At 33.4% G+C, this 25,140-nt stretch carries 18 protein-coding genes and 1 other RNA gene; 7 read left to right on the plus strand and 12 right to left on the minus strand.

Going from position 1 to position 25,140, the window contains the following annotated elements; all coding sequences use genetic code 11:
* Positions 1–8: 8 nt before the first annotated feature.
* The gene (locus EMTOL_RS17740) at positions 9–2,111 is read right to left on the minus strand and encodes an outer membrane protein assembly factor BamB family protein (RefSeq protein ID WP_015030699.1); all 2,103 of its coding nucleotides are present in this window, start codon (positions 2,109–2,111) and stop codon (positions 9–11) included.
* A gap of 36 nt (positions 2,112–2,147) precedes the next feature.
* Positions 2,148–5,438: a hypothetical protein gene (locus EMTOL_RS17745; RefSeq protein ID WP_015030700.1), complete on the minus strand. Its 3,291-nt coding sequence runs from the start codon at positions 5,436–5,438 to the stop codon at positions 2,148–2,150.
* 985 nt (positions 5,439–6,423) lie between these two features.
* On the opposite strand from EMTOL_RS17745, the gene hisG reads away from it, so the two are divergent.
* The 3 genes from hisG to EMTOL_RS17760 are packed head-to-tail and all read left to right on the plus strand — an operon-like array spanning position 6,424 to position 9,419.
* Positions 6,424–7,293, plus strand: a complete 870-nt coding sequence (gene hisG / locus EMTOL_RS17750; protein WP_015030701.1) for an ATP phosphoribosyltransferase — start codon at positions 6,424–6,426, stop codon at positions 7,291–7,293.
* A gap of 43 nt (positions 7,294–7,336) precedes the next feature.
* Positions 7,337–8,608, plus strand: a complete 1,272-nt coding sequence (gene hisD, locus EMTOL_RS17755) for a histidinol dehydrogenase (RefSeq protein ID WP_015030702.1) — start codon at positions 7,337–7,339, stop codon at positions 8,606–8,608.
* A gap of 43 nt (positions 8,609–8,651) precedes the next feature.
* Positions 8,652–9,419 (plus strand): 3-hydroxyacyl-CoA dehydrogenase, encoded by a 768-nt coding sequence (locus EMTOL_RS17760; protein ID WP_015030703.1) that lies wholly within the window; start codon positions 8,652–8,654, stop codon positions 9,417–9,419.
* Between the two features lie 56 nt (positions 9,420–9,475).
* On the opposite strand, the gene EMTOL_RS17765 is transcribed toward EMTOL_RS17760, so the two are convergent.
* From EMTOL_RS17765 to EMTOL_RS17775, 4 genes are all read right to left on the minus strand, one after another.
* On the minus strand, positions 9,476–10,636 hold the full coding sequence (locus EMTOL_RS17765) for an aldose epimerase family protein (RefSeq protein ID WP_015030704.1): 1,161 nt from the start codon (positions 10,634–10,636) through the stop codon (positions 9,476–9,478).
* Between the two features lie 83 nt (positions 10,637–10,719).
* Entirely contained in the window at positions 10,720–11,313 is a 594-nt protein-coding gene (locus EMTOL_RS17770) for a pyridoxamine 5'-phosphate oxidase family protein (RefSeq protein ID WP_015030705.1), read from the minus strand.
* 89 nt (positions 11,314–11,402) lie between these two features.
* Positions 11,403–11,778: a transfer-messenger RNA gene (ssrA, locus tag EMTOL_RS22250) on the minus strand.
* A 49-nt stretch (positions 11,779–11,827) separates the two neighbouring features.
* Positions 11,828–13,954: a Tex family protein gene (locus tag EMTOL_RS17775; protein WP_015030706.1), complete on the minus strand. Its 2,127-nt coding sequence runs from the start codon at positions 13,952–13,954 to the stop codon at positions 11,828–11,830.
* Between the two features lie 70 nt (positions 13,955–14,024).
* Here EMTOL_RS17775 and EMTOL_RS21950 point away from each other — a divergent pair, with 70 nt between their 5' ends.
* On the plus strand, positions 14,025–14,519 hold the full coding sequence (locus EMTOL_RS21950; protein ID WP_015030707.1) for a hypothetical protein: 495 nt from the start codon (positions 14,025–14,027) through the stop codon (positions 14,517–14,519).
* Between the two features lie 22 nt (positions 14,520–14,541).
* On the opposite strand, the gene EMTOL_RS17785 is transcribed toward EMTOL_RS21950, so the two are convergent.
* Both EMTOL_RS17785 and EMTOL_RS17790 read right to left on the minus strand, forming a co-directional pair.
* Complete coding sequence (locus EMTOL_RS17785) at positions 14,542–14,982, minus strand: DUF1801 domain-containing protein (RefSeq protein WP_015030708.1); 441 nt, start codon at positions 14,980–14,982, stop codon at positions 14,542–14,544.
* An 8-nt stretch (positions 14,983–14,990) separates the two neighbouring features.
* The gene (locus EMTOL_RS17790) at positions 14,991–16,364 is read right to left on the minus strand and encodes a high affinity choline transporter 1 (protein ID WP_015030709.1); all 1,374 of its coding nucleotides are present in this window, start codon (positions 16,362–16,364) and stop codon (positions 14,991–14,993) included.
* A gap of 140 nt (positions 16,365–16,504) precedes the next feature.
* On the opposite strand from EMTOL_RS17790, the gene EMTOL_RS17795 reads away from it, so the two are divergent.
* Positions 16,505–17,338, plus strand: a complete 834-nt coding sequence (locus EMTOL_RS17795) for a tyrosine-type recombinase/integrase (protein WP_015030710.1) — start codon at positions 16,505–16,507, stop codon at positions 17,336–17,338.
* Positions 17,339–17,385: 47 nt separating this feature from the next.
* On the opposite strand, the gene pdxA is transcribed toward EMTOL_RS17795, so the two are convergent.
* Positions 17,386–18,462 carry a 4-hydroxythreonine-4-phosphate dehydrogenase PdxA gene (pdxA, locus tag EMTOL_RS17800; protein WP_015030711.1) on the minus strand — a complete coding sequence of 359 codons (1,077 nt, stop codon included), beginning with the start codon at positions 18,460–18,462 and terminating at the stop codon, positions 17,386–17,388.
* 124 nt (positions 18,463–18,586) lie between these two features.
* On the opposite strand from pdxA, the gene EMTOL_RS17805 reads away from it, so the two are divergent.
* Positions 18,587–19,540: an NAD(P)-dependent oxidoreductase gene (locus EMTOL_RS17805; RefSeq protein ID WP_015030712.1), complete on the plus strand. Its 954-nt coding sequence runs from the start codon at positions 18,587–18,589 to the stop codon at positions 19,538–19,540.
* Positions 19,541–19,566: 26 nt separating this feature from the next.
* Positions 19,567–20,931: a glycoside hydrolase family 140 protein gene (locus EMTOL_RS17810; RefSeq protein WP_015030713.1), complete on the plus strand. Its 1,365-nt coding sequence runs from the start codon at positions 19,567–19,569 to the stop codon at positions 20,929–20,931.
* A gap of 33 nt (positions 20,932–20,964) precedes the next feature.
* Here the strand turns inward: EMTOL_RS17810 and EMTOL_RS17815 are convergent, their stop codons facing one another.
* The 3 genes from EMTOL_RS17815 to EMTOL_RS17825 form a co-directional block, all read right to left on the minus strand.
* On the minus strand, positions 20,965–22,137 hold the full coding sequence (locus EMTOL_RS17815; RefSeq protein ID WP_015030714.1) for a C1 family peptidase: 1,173 nt from the start codon (positions 22,135–22,137) through the stop codon (positions 20,965–20,967).
* A gap of 247 nt (positions 22,138–22,384) precedes the next feature.
* Positions 22,385–22,801, minus strand: a complete 417-nt coding sequence (gene ybeY / locus EMTOL_RS17820) for an rRNA maturation RNase YbeY (RefSeq protein ID WP_015030715.1) — start codon at positions 22,799–22,801, stop codon at positions 22,385–22,387.
* Positions 22,802–25,051 (minus strand): efflux RND transporter permease subunit, encoded by a 2,250-nt coding sequence (locus EMTOL_RS17825; RefSeq protein WP_305953266.1) that lies wholly within the window; start codon positions 25,049–25,051, stop codon positions 22,802–22,804.
* Positions 25,052–25,140: the final 89 nt, after the last annotated feature.

A 25,140-nucleotide genomic window follows, 5' to 3' on the forward strand; every position in this document is an offset into this window, starting at 1 on the left:
AGTGAGTCTTACGGTAGGGCAAATGCTACATATTTATTCCCTTTCGGAGTTCCTAGTTTAGTTCCACCACAAGCAATTACTACATATTGTTTACCATTTATTTGATAGGTAGAAGGTGTTGCAAAGCCTGCCGCAGGAAGTTTAGTTTCCCAAAGAATTTTTCCATTATTTTTATTAAAAGCCCTAAAAAATCCATCTTTTGTGGCAGCGATAAATATTAAACCGCTAGCAGTAACTACTGGACCTCCATAATTTTCAACGCCAGTATTTTTTATTCCTTTCTGTTCTAAAGCAGGTTCGTTACCAAAAGGAATTCTCCATAAATATTCTCCAGTGTTTAGATTAATGGCACTAAAAGAGCCCCATGGAGGCGTGATTGCTGGTAAACCATTACTATCTAAAAACTTATTGTAGCCTGTGCTTCTAAATGGTAAAAATACCTTCTTTGTTGATTTTGAATCTGAAACAACTTCCTTTTTTTCTTCTCCGAATAAAAAGGATACGATTGCTTGCTTTTCAGATGCCGTAAGTGTTGTAAATCCGGGCATCATACCTTTTCCATTGCTAATAATATTATTCACAAAGGCTTTATCTCTTTTTTTATTGATATCAATTAATGAAGGATAATTTGATTTAGGGTTTCCTTTTCTATCAATTCCGTGGCAACTCACACAAGTTGTTGTATAAAGTTTTTCTCCAGCACTGAGTTGAGCAAGGGCATCTTCTTTAGGCGTTTCAACCATGGTTTGTATCCATGCCATTTCATTAGCATTTACATACAAAATTCCTTCTGGGTCTGCGGCGGCACCTCCCCATTCTGCTCCACCGTCATATCCAGGGAAAATCACTGTTCCCTCTTTGCTACCAGGATGGTAAAGTGCAGTTTTATACTTTCTGAAATTCTTTATTAGTTCTTCTCTATTTTCAGCATAAGGGCTAATATCTTTTTCAGTAAGCGTATTAGATTGCCTTGCAAATGGTGCTGGTTTGCTTGGAATGGGTTGTGTAGGCCATGCAAGTTCTCCCAAAAGTGATGATTTGGGTACTGGAACCTCTTTTACAGGGAAAATGGGTTTTCCAGTTACTCTATCAAACACAAAAACATATCCTTGTTTAGTAACTTGAGCCACCACATCAATCTTTTTTCCGTTCTGATTAATGGTCATTAAATTGGGTGGTGCAGGTAAATCTCTATCCCAAATATCGTGATGAGTAGTTTGGAAATGCCAAATTCTTTTTCCAGTGCGAGCATCGAGTGCTAATAAACAGTTAGCAAAAAGATTTTTACCATTTCTATTTCCACCATAAAAGTCATAACCAGCAGACCCAGTAGGAACAAAGATTATTCCTCTTTTACGGTCAACTGCCATACCAGCCCAATTATTAGCAGCACCTGTATATTCATTTTTATAGGCATCTTTAGGGAAGGTTTCATAGCCAAATTCATTTGGATAGGGGATTGTGTGGAAAGTCCAAACTAATTTTCCAGTTTTAACATCAAAAGCTCTAATATCACCGGGAGCTGCATCTTCTCCTTCAGATAGGCGAACAGGCATCACAATTAAATCCTCAAAGACTGTTCCTGGAGTATTTGAGATGATAAATTTATTTTGAGCAATTGGTGGAAGGCCAGTATGTAAATCTACTTTGCCCTCATTTCCGAAACTCTTAATTGGTTTGCCGTTTTTTGCATCTAAAGCCCAAAGGTTGGGTCCAACGGTGTATAATATTCTTTTTTCAATACCATTTGACCAATAACTAACTCCTCTACTTGTACTCGCCCAATTTTTTAGAGGGTCTCCAAATCGCCAAATCTCTTTGCCAGTTGCTGCATCCAAAGCAAAAGCTTGAACAGAAGCGGTAACGCCATACAGAATTCCATCAACAATAATCGGATTTACTTGCATTTGCCCTGAATCAGGAGTAGTGTAAGTCCATGCAATTTTTAATTGATTTACGTTTTCAGGCGTGATTTGGGTGAGTTTTGAATAATGATTGCGGTCTGCTCCACCTAAATACTCAGGCCAATCTTCATGTTCATTTGAAAAAAACGTAAAAGAAGAAATGAAGCCGAGTATTGCTGAAAGGCAAATGATTAATTTAATTTTCATTTTTTTCTAGGTTGAATTGTTGTACTAAAATCTCAATTATTTTTCATGATTTTCATCAATTTCAGAATCAAAGCCTTCAGAATATACTTCAAAAATATCTGGAAACTTGTTTTTCATCCATCTATGTTGTTTCGTATTTAAAAAAATGTATTTCGGTCCAGCAGTATCATCATATTCATCTTCTTCCATGTAAATTGTATAAAAAAGTCCATCGACATTATTTTCTGCTAAAGCTTTGTTTATCAGTTGGATAAGTTTATTGGTATCAAAATTAAATAATTCAAACGCTATTTTGTTTTTTCTTTCTTTAGGTTTCTTCAATCCATTTACAAATTGTTTTTCACTATAAAGTTTACCATTGGGCATTTTGAAACTATACGTGAATATTCTATCAGAATAATTACTTTTTTTAAGCATTTTGCTAAAATTATCCTCAATTTTTATTGGACTAAAACCAAACCTCGAAATCTTACTGAGGGTATCCATACAAGATTTGAATACATTTTTATAACTGTCAATTCCCCAAATTTCACATTGACCAATCACATCTTTTAAGTTTTCAAAAATGCTCAAATCGCTTGGCGGGAATTGACGGATTTTCAGAATATAAGATTCTTTTTGATTTTGAGTGATTTTTGGGATTAGTTCTAAATCTACAATTTCATCTAATAAAGACTTTAGGCTATCCCTACTAAACTTTCGATTATACATCGAAAAGTCCACAAAATTATTAGGTAATGCCTCTTCTACAATATTTGCTTGGGTACTATCAAATAACACGAAAGAAAGTTTTGGACTATGATAATCACAAACAATTACAAGTCTATTCGGAGAGTTGATATCAGTTAAATAATCATTAATTATTTTAAATTGAGTTTCGCTAATTGATGGAAAATAGTTAGAGTCTAGCTTATTTAGAGAATCTAAGCTGCTTTTTACGGAGTTTTCCAAAGAGACAAAAAGCCTTTCTTGATATTGTTGACCATTGATATTTAAGGACACCAAATAATTCGCTTGATTACTGTCTTTGTTTTCTTTTTGGTAAGATAAATTAGTAAATTCAGTATTAGGTAATATTGATTTCGAAAGTTTAGAAAGGATATAATTATAAAGTTCAGTATCTGATTTTTTGGTTAATTCATTCATATCAATTACCACCACTTGATTACTTTCTTTCAATATGTCGGATGGCTCTTTGCTATTTTTTAAATCAAAATTCATCTGTTCAACGACCATCTTTTCACGTTTGAGGGCACCTGCAAGTGTTTCAACATTAAAATTAGCTATTTGTTGTTTGTATTCACCATAGGCCGAATTCGGAATCTTTTCTTCTAATATTTCAGGGTAGTAAGTTTTGATAAAAGCGTAATTTTTATCAGTCAAATAAACATAAACAGAAGTATTTTTATTTAACGAAAAAGTAGAATTTGAGTTTGTAATTGTATAAAATTTCCCATCAATCTTTGAATCCTCCAAAGATTGGTTAACCAAGTTTAACCAGTCAGTTTTATTGAAACTGATAGATTTGTAGCTTTCTAAGAGTTTTTGTTGCTGAAGGTTCAGTTCTTCTGAATCGTTTATTTCTAATTTAGGTAATTCTTGATGGTTTTCGTATTTGACGCCTTTAAACTTAAATCCATATTTTAGTAGACGGTCTTTTTTGTTTCCTTTTGGAATTTCTGAACTAAAATTATCCGTTATTTTTTCTGGTTTAAATACGTCATTTGAAATCCTTGATAATTCGGCAATAAAATTTTTAAAAATTACAATTTGGTCAATTTCTTTCTGTAGATTAAAGTTAATTGTGGTTGAATTTTCAGGAAAACCAATGAATAAGCTTCGTTTTAGATTTTTTGAAAGCTTGGGTTCAAGTCGTATTTCATTGATTATTTTTTCAATTTTACTCGGTTCTGGTTGTATAACCAAACCATTTTTTTGCCAGACATTAATGATTGCATAAATACTATCTCTACTATTTTTGGCTGAAAAATCAAGTTCGATATTACTCAATTTCCCCAAAAATTCATTGATACCATTCTTTTGAGTGAAGATTTTAAACTGAGTGCTGTCAATAAGTATAATTGCCTTTCGTTTTTCAATTCTACTAATAAAAGGATTATACTCATTATTCACCACAAAAACTCTTTTTGCTGAGTGTTGGTCAATTAAATAATCATTTATTGACTGAAAATCCTTGTTTGTGAGTCCACTTACGAAGGAGAAAACATGAATGTAAGTGTTAATAATAGATGAATCTATATCAAGTTCTGGAGGAATACTTTTTCGTATTGTATTAAGAAGGGTAAAGTTGGTATTGGCTTTTTGAGAATACGATGAGCCATTGATATTGAAGCTTAAACGGTAGTTTTTTTTGTCCTTGCCCAATGCACTAGCCATTGGAAGTGACTCTACCAAAAGGTCATCTTGACTTTCATTGGTTTTTACTTCTTCAAGTTTAAAATTTTGAAAATTAAGGCTTGGCAATAACTTTTCTTTAATTTGCGTGAAGAGTTGTAGGTAAATTTCTTCTCTTGTTAAGTTTGGAGCTTCGTTTGAAACCAAGATTACATTTTTGCAAGAAGAAAGAATATCAATGTTACTTTTTAACTCAAATGTTTGATAAGATTGACTAATTTTCTCTGCATCTTCTTTTTCTAATAAACCCTTTTCTTGTAAATTATTAATGAATTTTAATTGTTCGTTTTTTAACGATTCGTAATTTTCATAAAAATAGTTTTGTTTGGCGGCATAAATAAAAAATCCGAAGTCTTTAATTAACTTTATCTGGTCTTTTTCTAACCATTTTATTAGGTCTTTATATACATTTTCATTAATTAGGCCTATGTTTTTTAATTCATTGGCCATCAAAGTATAGCTTTCCTTTGATACTTTGAGGTTTTGCGAAAGTCCGATAAATGTCAGTGGATTATTTACGTTTATATTTCCTTCAATTTCGGTTTTAAAGAACATCCTTTCTCCCAACATTTTTTCAGCTCTTTCTTTGATTTGTATCATTTCATCGGCTGAAGAACCAACATTTCTCAGTAATTCAAAAATGCCAATAAATCCTAAAATACCTGTATTTGATTTAATAAGTGAGTCAGGAAGGTTTCTAATGCCCGCCAACTGAGAATTGTAAATTCTTTGGTTCAACATTTTATCTTCATTATTGACTACTTTTAAAAAAGCATCTTTTCCAAATTCACTAATGAATTGTTTTTCTTGAAGATTATTCAGAATATTTTCTAACTGTTGATTGGTAAGTTTTTGAGCGAAAGTAAAATTTGTAGTTAGTAAGATAAAAAGTAGTGAGAATATTCTGTTCATTTTTCGTATGTTTTAATACCAAAAATAGATGAGTAATTCTAAATAACCTACTTTTAACAACATAAAAAAATCGCCATTAACAATAGCGATTTTTAAGTCTTTATACACGATGATTCTTACTCTGTGACATTAAGACGTATCTTTTTTGCCTTTAGAGTCAATAATAAATTCTTGTTTTTTTCTAATTAATAAGCATTGTTTCTATTCAATTTTACTTTTAAGGTAATATATTCAAGATATTGCTCGCCTAAATGAGATTTTATCTCTAGAACTATTGGACTAGCCCAATGAATGAATACTTTGGTTTGGGTTTAAGTTTTTTAACTAAATTTTTGCTTCAGAAATGATTCGATAAGTTGTTTTGGGTTCATTTCTTTTAAAACCAGCACATCTACTGAAATTATTAATATTTCATTTCAGTGAATTTATGGTTTGTGTTCTTAACTGTACCAAATCTTATGCCAAAAAAATTATTTAGCGGTATCAAATTTTGAAAAGGCAAAGTGAAAGTAGGTAAATACTCAAAATATTACCGAAACAATTTGATGGTCTAAAGAAGGTAAATTTAAATAAGATGATTAAGACTTCTACTAAAAAGGAATCAAACTCACAAAATCACATTAAAATTCAGTGGTTTTATGATTAACAAAATTTAAAATAACATTCAAGCCTAATTAAAGATTGCCATTAAACATATACAAGCTAAAATTAATAATGAAATTATTTTTTTTGTTTTTGATGATAATAAAGGATTTTGATTTGGTGAAATTTGAGTAGAGTAATTTTTCATTTTGGGTAACGGTAACGGTTATAGGAAAGATATTTTTTACTGTAAATTTATGTACAATTCTATAAACTTTCAAAATGTTTTGAAAGTTTATTCTTTACAAAAAGAGATAATTATAAACTTAAACCAATTATTATTTTGTCATTGCCACACGATTAAGTTAATTTTGTGCTTTGACCAAAGAACAAAATTGTAAAAATGCCAAATACAGAGTCAATACTGAGAATTGCCCTCCAAAAATCAGGTAGATTAAGTGAGGATTCGTTTAGATTATTCAAAGAATGTGGGATTAAATTTGAAAGTGGTACTGGAAAATTAAAAACTTCCTCTTCAAACTTTCCTGCTGAATTTTTGTTTCTCAGAGATGATGATATTCCAGGATACGTAGAAGATGGAGTTGCTGACATAGGAATTGTTGGTGAAAACGTATTTGTTGAAACTAATCGTAAGGCTGAGGTAACCTACCGACTTGGATTCTCAAAATGTCGATTGTCTATTGCCGTACCAAGAAGCGTTGAATACAAAGGCGTTAACGATTTCAACGGAAAAAGTATCGCTACATCTTATCCTAGAATATTAGGCAATTATTTGAAGGAACAAGGAGTAAAAGCTGAAATTCATGAAATCAGTGGCTCTGTTGAAATTGCTCCAAGTATTGGTTTAGCAGAAGGTGTATGTGATATTGTTAGTTCGGGGAGTACACTTTTAAGTAATGGTTTGAAAGAGGTTGAAACAATCTTCCGTTCGGAAGCTATTTTGATTTCTAATAAGAAATTACCAAAATCAAAAATTGATACACTCAATAAATTATTGTTTAGAATCAAAGCGGTACAAACGGCTCAGAATTATAAATATATTTTGTTGAATGCACCAAATGATAAGTTGCAAGACATTATCAACTTAATTCCGGGTATGAAAAGCCCAACTATTGTACCTCTAGCAATGGAGGGTTGGAGCTCGCTACATTCTGTTTTAGAAGAAAATCAGTTTTGGGAAAATATAGAAGCAATTCGTGGAGCTGGTGCAGAGGGAATATTGGTAATTCCAATTGAAAAAATGATTTACTAAAATCAATTTAAAAAAGTTCTAAGCATTGCTTAGCAATAAATAAATGAATATTATTTCGTTTCCACAACGCTCAGAATGGAAGAACTTGCTTGCAAGACCAGTGAAAGAAATGGCCGAAATTGAGCAAAAGGTACTTCCTATCTTACAAAAAGTAAAGCATGAAGGCGATTCGGCATTAAAAGAGTTTGCTTTAAAATTTGATAAGGTTGAACTAAATAACTTTCAAGTTTCACAACAGGAAATTGATGCTGCTGAGGGGCTTCTTTCTTTCGAACTGAAGGAAGCAATTGGACAAGCATACAACAATATTTATACATTTCATCAATCACAAAAACAGTCACCCGAGGTTATCGAAACAATGGCAGGGGTGAAATGCTGGAGAAAAAGTGTAGGTATTCAAAAAGTTGGATTTTATATTCCAGGTGGAACAGCTCCATTGTTCTCTACCGTTTTAATGTTAGGTGTTCCTGCACAAATTGCTGGTTGTGAAGAAAGAATACTTTGTTCTCCAAGCAATCATCCTGCAATTTATTATGCAGCTAAATTAGTTGGTATAACAAAGGTGTATCGAATTGGTGGGGCACAAGCTATTGCAGCAATGGCTTATGGCACTGAATCTATTCCACAAGTATATAAGATTTTTGGCCCTGGAAACCAATATGTTACTGCTGCTAAACAGCTATTAAGTAAAGAAGGTGTAGCGATAGATATGCCTGCTGGACCTTCAGAAGTAGCAGTGATGGCAGATGATTTTGCAATTCCTTCTTTCGTAGCATCTGATTTACTTTCACAGGCCGAACATGGGGCTGATAGTCAGGTATTATTGGTTTCTACAAGTAAGAAATTTGTTTCAGCAGTAAATCTTGCAGTTTCAGGACAATTAAATAGACTTCCAAGAAAAGATTTAGCTTCTAAAGCTATTGAAAATTCTAAGATTATTTTGTTGGATAACGAGCAAGATTGCATTGATTTAATCAATGAATATGCTCCTGAGCACCTAATTTTAGCCGTAGAAAACTACAATGAGGTAGGAGAAAAAATTATCAATGCAGGTTCTATCTTTTTAGGAAATTACACACCTGAATCATGTGGAGATTATGCATCGGGTACAAATCATACACTACCAACCAACGGTTATGCTCGTGCTTATAGTGGTGTTTCGGTTGATAGTTTTGTAAAGAAAATTACTTTCCAAGAAATCTCTAAAGAAGGTATTCTTAATATCGGCCGAACAGTTGAACTAATGGCCGAAGCAGAATCTTTAGAAGCTCACAAACGAGCGGTGTCTTTGCGTATGGAGAGTTTAACAAATTAATATTTTCAAGGAATTAATTTTACACTGATTACAAAATACGAAAATGAATATTGAAAATGGTACTTTCTTAGTAACTGGTGGTGCATCTGGTCTTGGATTAGCCACTGCTCAAATGCTAGTTGATAATGGAGCAAATGTAGTTTTATTAGATGTAAATATTGATGCTGGACTAGCTGCTGAGAGACAATTAGGTACTAAAGCAAAATTTATTCAAACCGATGTTTCTAATGAAGCACAAGTAAGTGAAGCAATAGAGTGGGCTGTTAGCAATCATGGTAGTATAAGCGGTGTGGCTAATTGTGCTGGAATTGGCCCAGCGATGCGTGTTGTTGGAAAAAATGGTCCACATGCACTTGATTTATTTGCTAAAGTAATCAATGTAAACCTTGTTGGTACATTCAATGTAATTCGATTAGCTTCTGCTTCCATGCAAAATAATGAACCCAATGAATTTGGAGAAAGAGGTGTAATTATCAATACTGCGTCAGTTGCTGCTTATGATGGACAAATTGGGCAAGCTGCATATTCGGCTTCTAAAGGTGGAATCGTTGCAATGACACTACCAATTGCTCGTGAATTAGCAAGAGTTGGCATAAGAGTAATGACCATAGCACCCGGTATTTTTGAAACTCCTTTATTAATGGGAATGTCAGAGGAGGTTAAGAATTCTTTAGGTCAGCAAGTTCCATTTCCTCCAAGATTAGGAAAGCCATCTGAATATGCTTCATTAGCCAAACATATATTTGAAAATGTGATGCTTAATGGAGAAATCATAAGATTAGATGGTGCTATTAGAATGGCAGCTAAGTAATTCAAGAAATGATATAATGAAAAAAGGTGTGAAGTATACTTCACACCTTTTTTGTTTTATTTAGTTGAAAACTTATAAATGGTTGTCGTTTGATAGGTTTCGTTTGGTTTCAAAACGGTAGTTGGAAACTTCGCTTGATTTGGTGAATCTGGGTAATGCTCAGTTTCTAAACAAAATCCTGTACGGAATTTATAACTAACACCTTTCCCTTTTGCTTTTCCATCTAAGAAATTCCCAGTGTAGAATTGAATAGCTGGTTCGGTAGTGAAAACTTCTAAAACTCGACCTGAATTAGGTTCATAAACACTTGCAACATTTTTTAATTTATTGCTTGTATCCGTAAATACCCAACAATGGTCATACCCTTTTCCATATTTAATTTGAACATCTTTAGGGTCATTTATTCTTGCCCCAATTTTGAATGATTTGGTAAAATCAAAAGGTGTACCGGCTACGGCTTTTAACTCACCTGTAGGAATAAGTGTTTCATCAACTGGTAAGAATTTATCAGCATTCAGAATTACTTCGTGGTCAAGTACTTCTTTAGTGAAATCTCCAGTTAAATTAAAATAAGCATGATTAGTAAGATTAACCACCGTAGCTTTATCGGTTTTTGCTTGATAATCAATTTTCAGAGAATTATCTTTTTGAAGCGTATAAATTACTTCTACATCTAATTTACCAGGATAGCCTTCCTCTCCATCTGCAGAAGTATAAGTTAATTTCAATTGTGGTTCTTCGCCGTCAATGGGAGTAGCGTTCCATAATACTTTATCAAAGCCTTTTTTACCGCCGTGGAGAGCATTTACACCATTATTTTGAGCAAGTGTATAGGTTTTGCCATCAAGTGTAAATTTGCCTTTAGCAATTCGATTACCATATCGGCCAACTAATGCACCAAAGTAAGGAGAAGCATCTAAATAATCTTTCAAAGAATCAGAGCCGAGAGCGATATCTACATATTTGCCATTTTTATCAGGAGCAAGCCAGTTTGTAATAATTCCACCATAGTTGGTTATTTTTACAACCATACCATTCGCGTTTTTTAAAGTATAAAGCTCTGCTTTTTCACCAGAAGGTAAATTCCCAAAATCAACTTTTTCAATACTTTTTATTGTTGAAGTTGTGGAGTCTTGTGTAGTTTCTGTTTTTTTTGAGGTACAATTTTGAAATAAAAGTGCACTGCAAAGCAGCAAACTTAGGGCCTTCAATTTCATAGTTTATTTGAATTTAAGATTGAATAAATAGAATGAAGCTCTAAGTTAGTACATATAATTAATTGAAGCCAAATTTTAAGTTCTTAAATCTGTCGCCAACTTGAAAATTGATGTCTATAATAAAAAAATCCTCGTTTATTACCATTGGCATTTAAAAAAACGAAGTCTAATGCATGGGCTTGGGTCTCAATTACACAGAAGTTTTCTCTGGCAAAGCTCAGCAATTCATTAGATACATCTTTCCTATTTAAATCAATTAATTCGGGAATTTCTATAAAATTCCCCGATTTTGCGGCAGTAGTATAGCATAACTTGCTTTGTAAGCGAGCTTTAGACCAAGCATTTTCAGAAAATTCATCTTGATGATGAATAAATGCTTTTGCGTAAATCCTTAGCTGTAATTTTAATTCATCATTGTAGAAAAGCCAGCTTACGGAATTATTTTTAGTTAAGTCATCAATTTTTTTTGACCTAATATCGGTGTGAAAGCATAAAGCTTTTTTTGCCAAAATTACATTTCTCAAAACTACTGTTCTTTGTTCTGGAAAGTGCTCATTGATTGTGGCAATAATTCCATGATGAAATGGTGCCTTGTATGAATGAACCGAATCATTAAGTAATTGCCAAATTTGTTTTTCAATTTCCTCTAAATCGTTTCCTAAAAAAATCTCACGCATTAGTTCTTCTCTTTTTTAGAAAAACTATTTGTTTTAGAAAAAGTTTTTTCAATAAAAAAATCCTGACAACTTATTGGTTATCAGGATTTTAGTGGAGACGCAGAGAGTCGAACTCTGGTCCGAACATGGCAATCGTCGAGCCTTCTACATGTTTAGTCGGTCTTAATTTTCGAGAAAAGCTCGGTGTCCGACGTACCAAGACTGTTCCTTAGAAACCTAAATACTAATTACCAGCAAGTTCCCCGCAAGTAATCGCCTCTGCATTGTCGACACCCCGAACTCCTCAGCGGCAGAGGTTAGCCGAGGCGGGATGTGGCTAAATGTTTAATTCACTCCGGAATTAAGCAGCCATGGCATACGAAGTATTGCCAGTTATTTTTTGGAAGAATTTTTGACAGGAGATTCTACCAACTCCCGACATGCTTATACTCGCAACCACTCACGCCGTCAAAACCGGTCGTCCCCAGTTGCATTGTATGAATGCAAAATTAATGGTTTTAGTTCAAACCCCCAACTAAAACTTCATTGAAAGACCAATTCGTTTTCTTGGAATATCAACTTCCATTACTTTTACTTGTACTTTTTGATGAACCTTAACTACTTCATTGGGGTCTTTAATGAATTTATTAGACATCTGCGATACGTGTACTAAACCATCTTGATGAACACCAATATCTACAAAACATCCAAAAGCCGTAATATTGGTTACAATTCCTGGAAGAATCATACCTACTTTTAGGTCTTCCATTGAGTGAACATCGGCCGAAAACTCAAATGCTTCAAGGGCTTCACGAGGGTCACGACCTGGTTTTTGTAATTCTGATAAAATATCATTTAGCGTAGGAATTCCAACCGTTTCGGTGACATAATTCTTTAATACAATTTTTGATTTAAGCTGCTCATTACCAATTAATTCTGAAACCTTAACACCTAAATCTTTGGCCATTTTCTGTACTATTGCATAAGTTTCTGGGTGCACAGCTGAATTATCTAATGGGTTTTCAGCTCCTCTAATTCTAAGAAATCCTGCACATTGTTCGAATGCTTTTGCACCTAAGCGTGGTACTTTTTTGAGTTCTTCTCTTGAACTGAAAGCACCATTTTTTGCACGATATTCTACGATATTTTGTGCCAATGAAGGGCCTAATCCTGAAACATAACTCAATAAGTGTTTACTGGCGGTATTTAACTCAACGCCAACTAAGTTTACACAACTTTCTACTACTGAATCAAGACTCTCTTTCAGCATTTTTTGTTCTACATCATGCTGATATTGGCCAACACCGATTGATTTTGGGTCAATTTTAACCAATTCTGCAAGCGGGTCCATTAATCTTCTTGCAATAGATATGGCTCCTCTAACGGTTACATCTTTATTCGGAAATTCATCGCGAGCAATGGGTGAAGCCGAATAAATAGAAGCCCCTTGTTCGGAAACAACATGAACTGCAACTTTCAATAAACCGTTGGATGCTTTAATAAGGTTTTTTATAAAAGCCTCTGTTTCTCTGCTCGCAGTTCCATTTCCAATGGCAATGGCATCTATTCGATATTCAAGTATTAATTTTTTAACAACTGCTTCTGCTTCAATTTTCTTATCCATAGGATAAATTACTGTATCGAACAATAAATCTCCTTGTTCATTCAAGCATACAGTTTTACATCCAGTTCTAAATCCGGGGTCTATGCCTAATACTCTTTTCTGCCCCAACGGAGAAGCTAGAAGCAGCTGACGAAGATTGGTTGCAAAAATCTTTATTGCTTCACTATCAGCTCTTTGCTTAGAAATATTACTAAATTCAGTTTCGATACTCGGCTTCAATAAACGGTCATACGAATCACTGATAGCTTGTTCTACTTGCTCTTTAGCTTCAGGTAAGCCGCGTAGATAAATACGGTCGAGGGCATCTACGCCACGTTCTACTTCAATTGAAATATCAATCGAGAGAATACCTTCTTCTTCACCACGGCGAAGTGCCAATAGGCGGTGAGATGGAATTTTTGAAAGCGGTTCGGAGAAATCATAATAATCTTGATATTTAATTCCTTCTTCTTTTTTGCCTTTTTTAACTTTAGAAGTAATAATTGCTTCACGTTCGAATAGTTTGCGAACTGCATTTCTGGCTTGAATATCTTCGTTAATCCACTCTGCCATAATATCTCTTGCACCTTGAAGAGCATCATTCACATTTTCTACTTGCTCATTTAGGTATTTTTCAGCAATTGCTTCAATATTTCTGTCTTTTTGAGCAAAAATTATTTTAGCAAGTGGTTCAAGGCCCTTTTCAATAGCTATTATCGCTCTCGTTTTTCGTTTTTGCTTGTAAGGGAGATATAAATCTTCTAGTTCGTTTAGGTAAAGTGCATTTTTGAGTTTATTTAATAACTCAGGTGTCATTTTACCTTGTTCTTCAATAGATTTTATGATTGCTTCACGGCGTTTATCCGCTTCTTGAAATTTATTGTATAATTCTTTGGTATTAGCAATTTGTACTTCGTCCATGCTACCAGTCATTTCTTTACGGTATCTAGAAATAAATGGTACTGTTGCTCCTTCTTCGAATAAATTAATGGTATTTTGGATACTTTTTTCGCTCACACCTACTGTTTGAGCAATAATTTGAATTTGTTTTGGAGTCATCTTTCCAACCTTTTATATGTATTCTGAATCTTATCTTTGTAAAACTAATTCACAAAAATCTAATTAAATTATGAAAATTCAATTTCTTATCTTAATGATTCTTTCCACATTATTTTTGTTAAATTGTGAAAAAGAAAATGAAGTGTCTGTTAATCAGGCATCTATGGGCGATTATACAATCAATTACGGTACAAGTTTTGGTATGTGCGTGGGGCCTTGTAAAAAAGAATTAAATATAGCTAACTCCGATTTGTTGTTTACTGTTTATTATAATGAGGGTAGGGGTGCTGTGGGAGGAAATCCAATTACATATAAAGAAGTTCTTGATGCGGATTTTCAGAGTACTATTACGAAGAATCTTAATTATGAATCCTTTAAAAAATTAAATGAAGTTATCGGTTGTCCGGATTGTGCAGATGGTGGAGCCGAATGGGTAGAGATTGTCAAAGGAGATTCGAAATACAAAGTAACCTTTGAATACAATAAACCACCAAAAGAGATTGAAACTTTAGTAAAAACACTAAGAGAGAAAAAAGAATATTTTGAGCAAAAATACATAAAATAACTATGAAATAAACCCCTCAAGCTTAATCCTTTGAGGGGTTTATCTTTTGTTTAGCTTTTCTTCCATTTTGTAACATTTCGGAAAAAATTGACTTTTCGTGTATATCATCAAGAATAATTGCTTCTTGGATTACTTCTATAAACAAAGCTTCTTTTTCTTTAAAATCACTAATATTTTTAAATGTAATGCCATGAATAAACTTTCTATTCTTATTTTCTAGAATATTTTGCTCATTGGATAGCTGAAATCCTCTATGAAATCCAACTTCAATTCCTTTATCATTTTTTAGTACATTGAAATAGCACAATTCATTTTTAACGCCAAACATAGCTGTATTATACAAAAACCTCTCCTTCATTTTAGGATGCGTATTCAATACACAATTTCTTAATTGAGTAAGTAATAGACCTATATCTGTATTTTGACTTTCAATAAAATCTTCAATAGAAATGTACCTTTCCATAAAAAAAATTAATTTTTCTTGATTAAAGAGCCTAAAATCATTCCGCTAATGCTCGCAAGCAAACCCCAAATCATGGATGGGATTTCAGATTCATAGAATTCAAAGAGCGTCCAAACACTTGTGCCCAGAGTCATTGAGAGAATCGCTCCAAGTGCATTTGCTTTTTTCCAGTATAGGCCAGCCACCAGTGGAATAAATAGGGCAACTAAACTTAAAGCAGACGATTCGCCAACCAATTCATAAATTTCTGCCTTGTATAAAGATAAAGTAACACTCAGAGCTGTAATGGCAATTGATGACATTCTCATAGTTTTGAGCAATTGTTTATCTGAAATTTTGTGTCCGTAGAGTGGTTTTATTAAATTTTCACCTAAAACTGTTGCTGGGGCTAAGATGGCTCCACTACAAGTACTTAAAATGGCAGAAAGTAATGCTCCAAAAAAAAGAATTTGCATGCCTAAACTTGTGTGTTTTAGTACTAAAAATGGAATGAGCATTTGAGAATCTCCATTTTTAATGTCTGGGTACAAAATACTTCCACATAGTGCAATGACAAGTGGCATAGAAGCTACTGAAAGATACATAAGGGCAGACCAATAGGCACTTCTTACGGCAACATCTGCATTTTTGGCTGATAACGTTCGTTGAAATACATCTTGTTGAGGAATTGAACCCCAACCGATTGTAATCCATGCTGCAAAATAGCCAATCCAACTATTGAAGGAATTATCTTTTGGAGTAAACCTAAAAAAATCTTTTGGGGTATTCATGAGAATTTTTTCTGTTCCTCCAACTTCATAAAGCATTTCTAGCATTAGTAATAATAGGCCAATAACAATTATTACCGTTTGAATGGTATCTGTAATAGCAACAGACCACATTCCTCCAACATAAGTATAAAACAGTACGACTGATGCACATATTAAAATTCCCCAAACAAATGGCACATTCGCTATTGATTGCAGGACAATAGCCAATGCGACAAGTTGTGCTGCAATCCAGCTAAAATATGACGGAATCATAAAAATTGCTGAAATCCATTCGACTTTATTATCATACCTGATGCGGAAGTAATCACTAAAAGTTAAAATATTTAGTTTATAAAGTGGTCTTGAAAAGAACATTCCTATAAGTAACAGACATAAAGCTGCTCCGAAAGGGTCTTCAATTACACCTAATAGGCCATTATCTACAAATTCTGATGAAGCTCCCATGACAGTTTCCGAACCAAACCAAGTGGCAAATAAACCTGAGGCAACAACGTATGTAGGCATTTGCCTGCCAGCTATTGTAAAATCTTTTGAAGTTTTTACATTCTTTGATGCATACCAACCAACCCCAATAGTTATTAATAAATAAAGAATTATAAAGCAAATGAGCATTTATTTGGTTTATTTAATTTTTTGTTTTTAGTTTTATGCAAAAATCATAAAAAAACTCATTAAAAATGTGACTTTACACTTATTTTAGAGTCAATATTTATATTTTTCTTAATAACAACCCAAAAATAATTACCTAAGCTGTGACCCACCTAATTGAACGTTTTACAGAAATTCTAAGAAAGGGGAAGTACAATACACAAACGATAGCTGCTTATCGGAATGCTATCTTTGTATTTTACAATCATTTTAGAGATTTGCCCCAAAGTAAAATTACGGAAGAACTTATTGCCGCTTATCTTATTGACCTCGGTGAAAAGAAAGGTGGAAACGCTGATGCTGCTCTCCAAGCAGGAAAAGCCATCAAATTATTTTATGAGGTAATTTTCAATCGTAAGTTAGGTATTAAAGCAAACGGCGAATCTAAAGCTGAAAGTTTACCGGAAATTTTGACCGAAGATGAAGTTAAAAAACTAATTTCAGTATTAGAAAACCTCAAGCATAAAGCTTTGATGTCAATTATTTATGCAGCCGGATTGAAATTAAGTGATGTGCTAAATTTGAAAGTTACAGACATTAATTTTAATAAAAGAGAAATTAAAGTGCCACCTTCTAAATCAGAAAAGGGTAGAACTTTAATGTTACCCAAAAAGTTGATGCCAATTTTATATGCCTACATTGAAAAATATCAACCGAGTGAATTATTATTTGGAGGAGAGAACGGTAAAACGTATAGCCCAAGGAGTGTGCAATTAGTTTTTCAACAAGCACTTGCGAAAGCAAAAATTGAAAAAGATGCTTCTGTACACACTCTCAGACACAGTTATGCTGTGCATTGTTTAGAAAGAGGTATGGATATACATTTATTACAAGAAATTTTAGGACATAAATATCTTCAAACGACTTCGATTTATAACCAAATTGCACAAATTGAGTTGGTAAATATTAGGAGTCCTTTTGAAGACCTTGAAATATAGTAGAGCTGAGTATTGGGAACTTAATTTTCAATACTCAGCTTTCAGTTTTAATCTTCCATACTTGCTTCTTTGAGAACAATATTTTTTTTCTTCAATGAATTTGCCTCTAAGCTATCCAATTCTTCTCTATTTCTTGTAATATCAATCGCGGTGTATATGGCGTGTAACATCGAAGACTCATCAGCTTGGTTTTTTCCTGCAATGTCATAGGCAGTTCCGTGGTCAGGTGACGTTCTAACTTTTGGTAGCCCCGCTGTAAAGTTAACACCATTCTCAAATGCAATCATTTTAAAAGGCATTAAGCCTTGGTCATGGTACATTGCTAAAACGGCATCATAATTTTTCCAAGCAGAAGTTCCAAAAAAACCATCGGCTGGAAATGGCCCGACAACCAAGTCACCTTTTTTCTTACACTCAGAAATAGCTGGAATAATAACTTCATTTTCTTCATTCCCTAAAAGTCCATTCTCACCTGCATGTGGATTTAAACCTAATACAGCAATTTTGGGCTTTTGAATTCCAAAGTCTTTAATAAGAGAAGATTTTATTTGTGCTATTTTGTTGATAATCAATTCTTTATTTAAAGCGGATTTCACTTGTTCGAGTGGTATGTGGGCGGTAGCAACGCCAATTTTTAAATTTTCACTTACCATAAACATGAGTTCATCTTTTACTTCAAAGGCATTGGCAAGAAATTCTGTATGCCCAGGAAATTTGAATTCATCACTTTGAATATTGTGTTTATTAATAGGGGCAGTTACCAAGGCATCAATTTTTCCGTTTTTTAAATCTTCAACGGCTTTTTTCAAAGCTTCAAAAGCTAATTTCCCAGCTTCTGGACTAACAATACCTGGTTGTACTTCCAAAGCCTGGTCATTCATGCAGTTAATAACATTTACCTGCTTATGATTAATCTGCTCGATTTTATGAATGGTAAAAAATTGCCAATCTTTCATTTCAAGAAGCTGTCGGTATCGGTTAATGATTTTGCTTGAACCGTAAATCACCGGAGTACAGATTTTATTAATTCTGTTACTACCCACTGCCTTTATGATAACTTCAGGGCCAATTCCGTTAAAATCGCCAATACTAATGCCAATGATTGGTTTTTTATTTTCGCTCAATTTATTTGAAGTTTAAATGAATTCTAAAAAATAATGTTTTTTATGCTGAAATTCGCTTTAAGTCTCAGCATGAAAGAGTAAATTTGCTGCAATTTACTTACAAATAAATAATAAAAAAAGTACTGTGAAGACAAACAATAATACGAGTAGAGGTTCGGTATTAATTGCTGATGAAATGCATCTTAGTTTAATTCCGATGCTCGAAAAAATAGGTTTTCAACCTGATTATCAACCAAAAATTAGCAGACAAGAAATCATTGAAAAATTAGGTAATTATGTTGGTTTAATCATTAGAAGTAAAACATTTGCTGATGCCGAATTATTGAAAAATGCGTCCAATTTGAAGTTTATTGGAAGGGCAGGTGCAGGATTAGACTTGATTGATATTGAAACCGCAGAATCGAAAGGTATTCAGATTTTTGCGGCAAATGAAGGAAATCGAGTAGCTGTGGCGGAGCATGTAATTGGAATGGTTTTATGTTTAATGAATAATATTTTAATTGCAGATAAAGAGGTCAGAGCAGGAATTTGGCAAAGAGAAAAGAATAGGGGGTATGAATTATTTGGTAAAACAGTCGGTATCATTGGTTACGGAAATAATGGCTCTGAAACCGCCAAAAGATTTAAAGCTTTCGGTTGTAAAGTGCTTGCATACGATAAGTACAAAAGTGGTTTTGGAGATGAGTTTGTAAAGGAAAGTACTATAGAAGAGATTTTTGCTGAGGCTGATATTCTCAGTTTACACATTCCACTTACAAGTGAAAGTAATAAAATGGTTGATGCAGGTTTTCTTGATAAATTCAGTAAAAATATCATTTTTATTAATGCTGCCAGAGGTGAAATTGTCGTTTTGGAGGATTTGCTTAGTAAATTGAATGAAGGTAAAGTTTTAGGAACATGCCTAGATGTACTAGAAAATGAAAAACTACAAAAACTTTCAGACAAACAAAAAGCAGTATTTGAAAAATTAGCTGAATCAAATAAGGTAATATTTACGCCTCACATTGCTGGTTGGACTTTTGAATCTTATGAAAGAATTAATCAAGTATTAGTTGAAAAAATATCTCAATCGTTTTGATTCTCCTACTCAATAATTATTTACCTATGAAAAAAATAATCTTGCTTGGTCTTACCTGTTTTTTTGCAGTGTTTCAACTTTCTGCTCAATCCTTTTCGGTGAGTCAGAATAAGAGGTATCTAATGAAGGATGGTAAACCATTTGTTTGGGTAGGAGATACGGCTTGGGAACTTTTTCATGCCCTTGATAGAGATTCGGCAACTTACTATCTTTCTAAAAGAGCATCACAGGGATTTAACTTGATACAAGCGGTGGCACTTGCCGAATTAGATGGTTTGAATACTCCCAATGCGTATGGAGATAAACCACTGATTGATAATGACCCAACAAAACCTAATGAGTCTTATTTTAAGCATGTCGATTTTATTATTGATAAAGCTAATGAAATGGGCTTAAATATTGGTTTATTACCAACCTGGGGTGATAAAGTCTTTAAAGATAAATGGGGAGTGGGTCCTGAAATATTTAATGCAGATAATGCCCGAATTTATGGGTTTTGGATAGCTAATCGTTATAAAAATCGGAAAAATATCATTTGGATTTTAGGAGGTGATAGAAATCCAAGGAAAAATACTGATGATGTAACTATTTGGAGGTCAATGGCTTTAGGAATTGTTGAGGCTTACGGAGGTAACGAGAATGTTATCATTTCTTTTCATCCTCAACCAAACCAATTTGGGGCAAGTGAATGGTTTCATCAAGATGGGTGGTTTGATTTTAATATGTTTCAAACAGGGCATTGCCGTGATAATGATGTATACAACAGAATAAAAAGTTCTTACGAAAACCCATTAATAAAACCAGTAATTGATGGTGAACCAATATATGAAGAGCATCCAGTTTGTTTTAATGCAAATGATTTGGGAACTACCAACGCTTATGATGTAAGAAAGGCTTTGTATTTAAATGTATTTTCTGGAGCATTTGGATTTACCTATGGTTGTCATGATATTTGGCAAATGTTTCGGCCGGGTGTTAAGCCAGTCAATGGTCCACATATTTATTGGCAAAAAGCACTTGATTTGCCCGCTGCCAACCAAGTGAAGTTTCTGAAAAAATTAATTGAGTCAAGACCTATTCTTGAAAGGATACCTGACCAAGATATGGTTCTTGAAAACAATAATTCCGCATTTGAACGTATTCAGGCTACAAGGGGGGAGGGTTATACATTTGTTTATTCAGCAGTAGGAAAACCATTTACTTTGAAAATGGGTAAAATAAGTGGCAAACAAGTTAATGCTCATTGGTTTAACCCAAGAAGTGGTGAAGTGACATTTGAAGGTATATATGAAAATTTAGGTACTAAAAAGTTTACACCACCTTCTATCGGATATGGCCTCGATTGGGTTTTGATAATTGATGATATTTCAAAAAAATACTCCTTTAAATAAAAAAAGGTATGTTATATTACATACCTTTTTAATTTATTTTGATTCCTCCTCCTCGTCTTCGTCCTCTTCCTCTTCCTCGTCTTCGTCTTCGTCTTCGTCTTCGTCCTCTTCTTCTTCCTCTTCATTACCTTCATAATTGAATCCATAGTTTTCATCAATGGCATTATCTATGCACAATTGGTCTAATGCTTCTATGAAGTCGTTAGGAGATTCGGTTAAAATTTCAAAATTGTTGATGTGTGTATATTCAACGCCATCTTCTTCAGAAGCTTCATAATCAAAGTAGAAGTCTTCTTCATTTTCAACATATTCAAGGCACAATTTCTCTAATTTTGTGGCAAATTTCTCTGTATCTTTTGTTTCAATCCAAAAATCAGTAACGTAAATCATTCCATCAACTGTAAAACTTGATTCTTCAGAGTCATCCCAAACACCCTCACTAAAGTCGAGACTTTCAACAGATTTAATAATCCAAGAATCATGACCATTGAAATCTTTGTTCATGACATAATCATAAGGAATATAGCAGTAACCCTTATCTCCCCAATCTTTACCCCAAGAATTTCTTACAATAAATACGTTATCAGGGTCTGAATATCCAACACAAAGCATCGCATGCCAGCCATGAGTCTCTCTGACATTATCTGACGGTTTAGGCATTGGAACTCTACCCTTATTTTTTGTAGCACTATCAAAAGATTGGAAAGTATTTAAACAAAAAGCTATTGGATAGCCTTCTGCAAGTGTATGTTTCCAAAGTTCTAAATCAGTTTCTATATACTCTGAATCAACAATTTTGAAGTTCGCCCCATGTTCATAAGCTGATTGGTCAGGTTCATATAAAATCATTTCTTCATCATTTGGCCAAAGTTCTTCTGAACATGCTCCATATTCTTGCAAACCTTCGATTGCTTTGAACATAATTGAACCAGAGTCTTTGTCTTGTTCTTCAACGAGCCATCTTGCGTTATAGTAAATATACAAACGACTCACATCTGAAGATTCTCCGTTTGTTCTTTTGGCTAAGTACTCGTACGCTCCAGCAAATGCATTAGCTACGCAACTATTGCCTACTTGCATTTCAACCTCAGTTAAATGCTCTCTCAAGTCAACTTTTGAAGGTAATTTATCAAATTTACCTGAAGATTTCTTTTTTACATCGGCGGGTATAGCACCTGCTCGATAGCCTCCAATCTTATTTTGCATATATTTAATAGGTGATTTTTGTATGGTTGTTATAGAAAATTCAAAATTATACTTTTATTCAAAAGGATAAAGTTAATTACGTAAAAAGTTTGAAGTGGATGTTATTATAGAAAATGTTGAAGGTGAAAAATTTTAAATAACTTTTGATTTGGGTAAAAAAAAAGCTATTTCTATGAATTCAATCTAGGTCTTATAAAAAAACTATGAATGAATCATTTAGAAATAGCCTAAGCTTATTTTAAGTAGATTATTGCCAAAGTTTTATATAAAAATCTTCTTTGGCTCTCATGGTTAACTCTTCTTCATCGGTTTCATCGAAATAGCCACATAAATGCAATACACCATGAATGACTACTCTTTTAAACTCGTGTTCGAAACTTACACCAAAATCACTGGCATTATCAGCAATTCTTTCAATACTCACAAATATATCTCCTTCAATTATTCCTTCATCTTCAGAATTATCAAAGGTGATAATATCAGTAAGAGTATCATGGTCAAGATACTCAAGATTTATCTGATGTAGGTATTCATCATTGCAAAAAACGTAGTTAATTTCAGATAATTTTAATCCTTCAGATTCAATTACTGATTTTATCCAACGCTTTGTTTTTATGGGATTTGGTACTGAAAAATCAATTCCTTCAGTATGAAAATTAATCATTTATACTTTTGTTTTCTTTTTTTCTAAAGTCATAATAAATGATGGAAGTAAGATTAGGTTAGCAATCATACCCATCAATAAAGTAGTGGAAACTAAAGTACCCAAATAAACAGTTCCTTTGAAATTTGAAGCAGCAAAAATACCAAATCCAAAGAAAAGGATGATTGCTGTATAGAACATGCTTATACCCGTATACATGATTGTTTCAGTTATAGCGTGAGAGACCGTTTTTTTATGGTTTTTCATTTCATCCTTGAATTTTGTAAGGAAATAAATGGTACCATCGGATGAAATACCAAAAGCAATACTAAACACTAAAGTTGTTGTAGGCTTCAGTGGAATACCAAAATAGCCCATAACTCCAGCAGTAATAATGAGTGGCAAAATACTTGGAATCGTTGAGATGAGAATCATCCTTACATCAAAGAACTGGGTGGCCATAACTATACAAACCAGTATTATTGCCCAAATTGTACTTTCAATCAAATTTTGTAGCAAATAATCATTGCCTTTCATGAATACTACACCATTTCCAGTAATTTTTGCATCAATTTGTTGTTCTTTAGGAAGCCACTGCTGCGACTCTTTATCAAAATTGAAAATAGTATCAATTTTTGGTTGTAATTTTTCTACCAATTCTCTTATTCTAACAGTTCCAGCATCACCACATTGAAAACTTACACGTGTAAAACGTTTAGTGCTATCAATAAAAGGGGTTGCTAAATTTTCTTTACCTTTGACCGTACCTACATATTCAGCTAATTTTTGGAGTTCTAATGCTCCGGGAAGTTGGTAATATTTTGGGTCTCCTCCTCGATAGCCTTGATAAACTAATTTTATGGCTTCAACTAAAGAGATTGGATTCGTGAAATCTTCGTATTTAGCAAACTCTCTTTGCATTAGTTTGATTTTATTGAGTACCTGTGGATTTAGTACACCATTTTCTTTTTTTGTATCAATAACCACTTCAAATGGGACAATCCCATGGAAATGTTTTTCAATAAACTTTAAATCTGCATAAATTGGGTCGTTTTGAGGTAGGTCATCTACTATGTATCCAATGGCCTTCAGTTGAAACATACCAAATCCGAATATAACTACCAATAGGCTAATAGAAGTGTATAGTGCTGTTCTACTATTATGTACAATATGATTTACAAAACGTAAAAACTTAGTGATATTTTTATTTTCAAGGTGGCGAACGTTCTTTGCACTTGGAGGGGCAGAATAACTAAATAAAATAGGAATAAGAATTAGTGAAATTGCCCAAGTTGACATGATACAAATAGCAGCAACCAAACCAAATTCCAATAATAGTGGGCTACCCGTAAAGTAAAAAACGAAGAAACCAATTGAGGTGGTTACGTTGGCTAAAAATGTTGTTTTGCCAATTTTTTCAATTGCTACCGCTAATGCACGAATTTTGTCGTTATGTTTGAGATATTCTTCTTGATATTTATTGACCAAGAAAATTGTGTTTGGAATACCAATAACAATAATCAGAGGTGGAATCAGTCCAGTCAAAATGGTAATTTTATAACCAAATAGCACTATGTATCCAACTGACCAAACAACCGAAATTAATACTAATAGGGCAGTATAAAGAACGGTTTTAAATGAACGGAAGAAAATATATAATATTCCAATAGTTACTAGAAATGCCAAAGCTAAAAATTTGGTCATTTCGGCAGATACTTTTGAAATAAAATTAGTTCGAATAAAAGGCATACCTGAGAAGTGAACTTCAATGTTATTTTTTACACCAAATTCACGAGCTGCAGTCTCAATTTCTCTACTTACGTTAATTCTTTCTTTACTATTTAATTTTGATTGTTGGAAAGTTACGGCCATCAAATGTGCTTCACCATCAGTGCTGTAAATAGTGCCTTTATAGAAAGGAAGTCTTTCAATTTTTGCTTTAACCGAATCAATTTCTGCTTGGGTAGTTGGTCTTTTTGAAACAAGTGGCGGGAAAATAAACTTCTTTTCAACGCTATCTTTCTGAATGCCAAACAGATTGGCGTTTGAAAGTACATTTTTTATTCCATCAATGTTTTTGATTTTTTTTGATAAATCATACCATTGATTGAAAACTTCTAATTCATAAATTTTATTGGTTTTAATAGCAATGACCATTACGTTGCCATCTTCACCAAAGCGTTTTTTGAAGTCTTCGTAAAGTTTATAATTTTGGTCGCTTTTAGGTAATATACGAGCTAATTCATAAGACATAGCAATTTTTGACGCCATGTAACCCATGAATAGCGTTGTACAAAAAAGTATAAATAGCCAAGTTTTACGATTTTTGAGTATTAATTTCGAAAGGTTATACCAGAACA

It is taken from the genome of Emticicia oligotrophica DSM 17448, assembly GCF_000263195.1.
In the GTDB taxonomy this organism is placed as follows: Bacteria; Bacteroidota; Bacteroidia; order Cytophagales; family Spirosomataceae; genus Emticicia; species Emticicia oligotrophica.

Excerpts from the sequence above, each read along its gene's own strand:
- EMTOL_RS17740 (WP_015030699.1), bottom strand. The coding sequence starts at position 2,111 with ATGAAAATTAAATTAATCATTTGCCTTTCAGCAATACTCGGCTTCATT.
- EMTOL_RS17745 (WP_015030700.1), bottom strand. The coding sequence starts at position 5,438 with ATGAACAGAATATTCTCACTACTTTTTATCTTACTAACTACAAATTTT.
- hisG (WP_015030701.1), top strand. The coding sequence starts at position 6,424 with ATGCCAAATACAGAGTCAATACTGAGAATTGCCCTCCAAAAATCAGGT.
- hisD (WP_015030702.1), top strand. The coding sequence starts at position 7,337 with ATGAATATTATTTCGTTTCCACAACGCTCAGAATGGAAGAACTTGCTT.
- EMTOL_RS17760 (WP_015030703.1), top strand. The coding sequence starts at position 8,652 with ATGAATATTGAAAATGGTACTTTCTTAGTAACTGGTGGTGCATCTGGT.
- EMTOL_RS17765 (WP_015030704.1), bottom strand. The coding sequence starts at position 10,636 with ATGAAATTGAAGGCCCTAAGTTTGCTGCTTTGCAGTGCACTTTTATTT.
- EMTOL_RS17770 (WP_015030705.1), bottom strand. The coding sequence starts at position 11,313 with ATGCGTGAGATTTTTTTAGGAAACGATTTAGAGGAAATTGAAAAACAA.
- EMTOL_RS17775 (WP_015030706.1), bottom strand. The coding sequence starts at position 13,954 with ATGACTCCAAAACAAATTCAAATTATTGCTCAAACAGTAGGTGTGAGC.
- EMTOL_RS21950 (WP_015030707.1), top strand. The coding sequence starts at position 14,025 with ATGAAAATTCAATTTCTTATCTTAATGATTCTTTCCACATTATTTTTG.
- EMTOL_RS17785 (WP_015030708.1), bottom strand. The coding sequence starts at position 14,982 with ATGGAAAGGTACATTTCTATTGAAGATTTTATTGAAAGTCAAAATACA.
- EMTOL_RS17790 (WP_015030709.1), bottom strand. The coding sequence starts at position 16,364 with ATGCTCATTTGCTTTATAATTCTTTATTTATTAATAACTATTGGGGTT.
- EMTOL_RS17810 (WP_015030713.1), top strand. The coding sequence starts at position 19,567 with ATGAAAAAAATAATCTTGCTTGGTCTTACCTGTTTTTTTGCAGTGTTT.
- EMTOL_RS17815 (WP_015030714.1), bottom strand. The coding sequence starts at position 22,137 with ATGCAAAATAAGATTGGAGGCTATCGAGCAGGTGCTATACCCGCCGAT.
- ybeY (WP_015030715.1), bottom strand. The coding sequence starts at position 22,801 with ATGATTAATTTTCATACTGAAGGAATTGATTTTTCAGTACCAAATCCC.
- EMTOL_RS17825 (WP_305953266.1), bottom strand. The coding sequence starts at position 25,051 with ATGGCGTCAAAAATTGCTATGTCTTATGAATTAGCTCGTATATTACCT.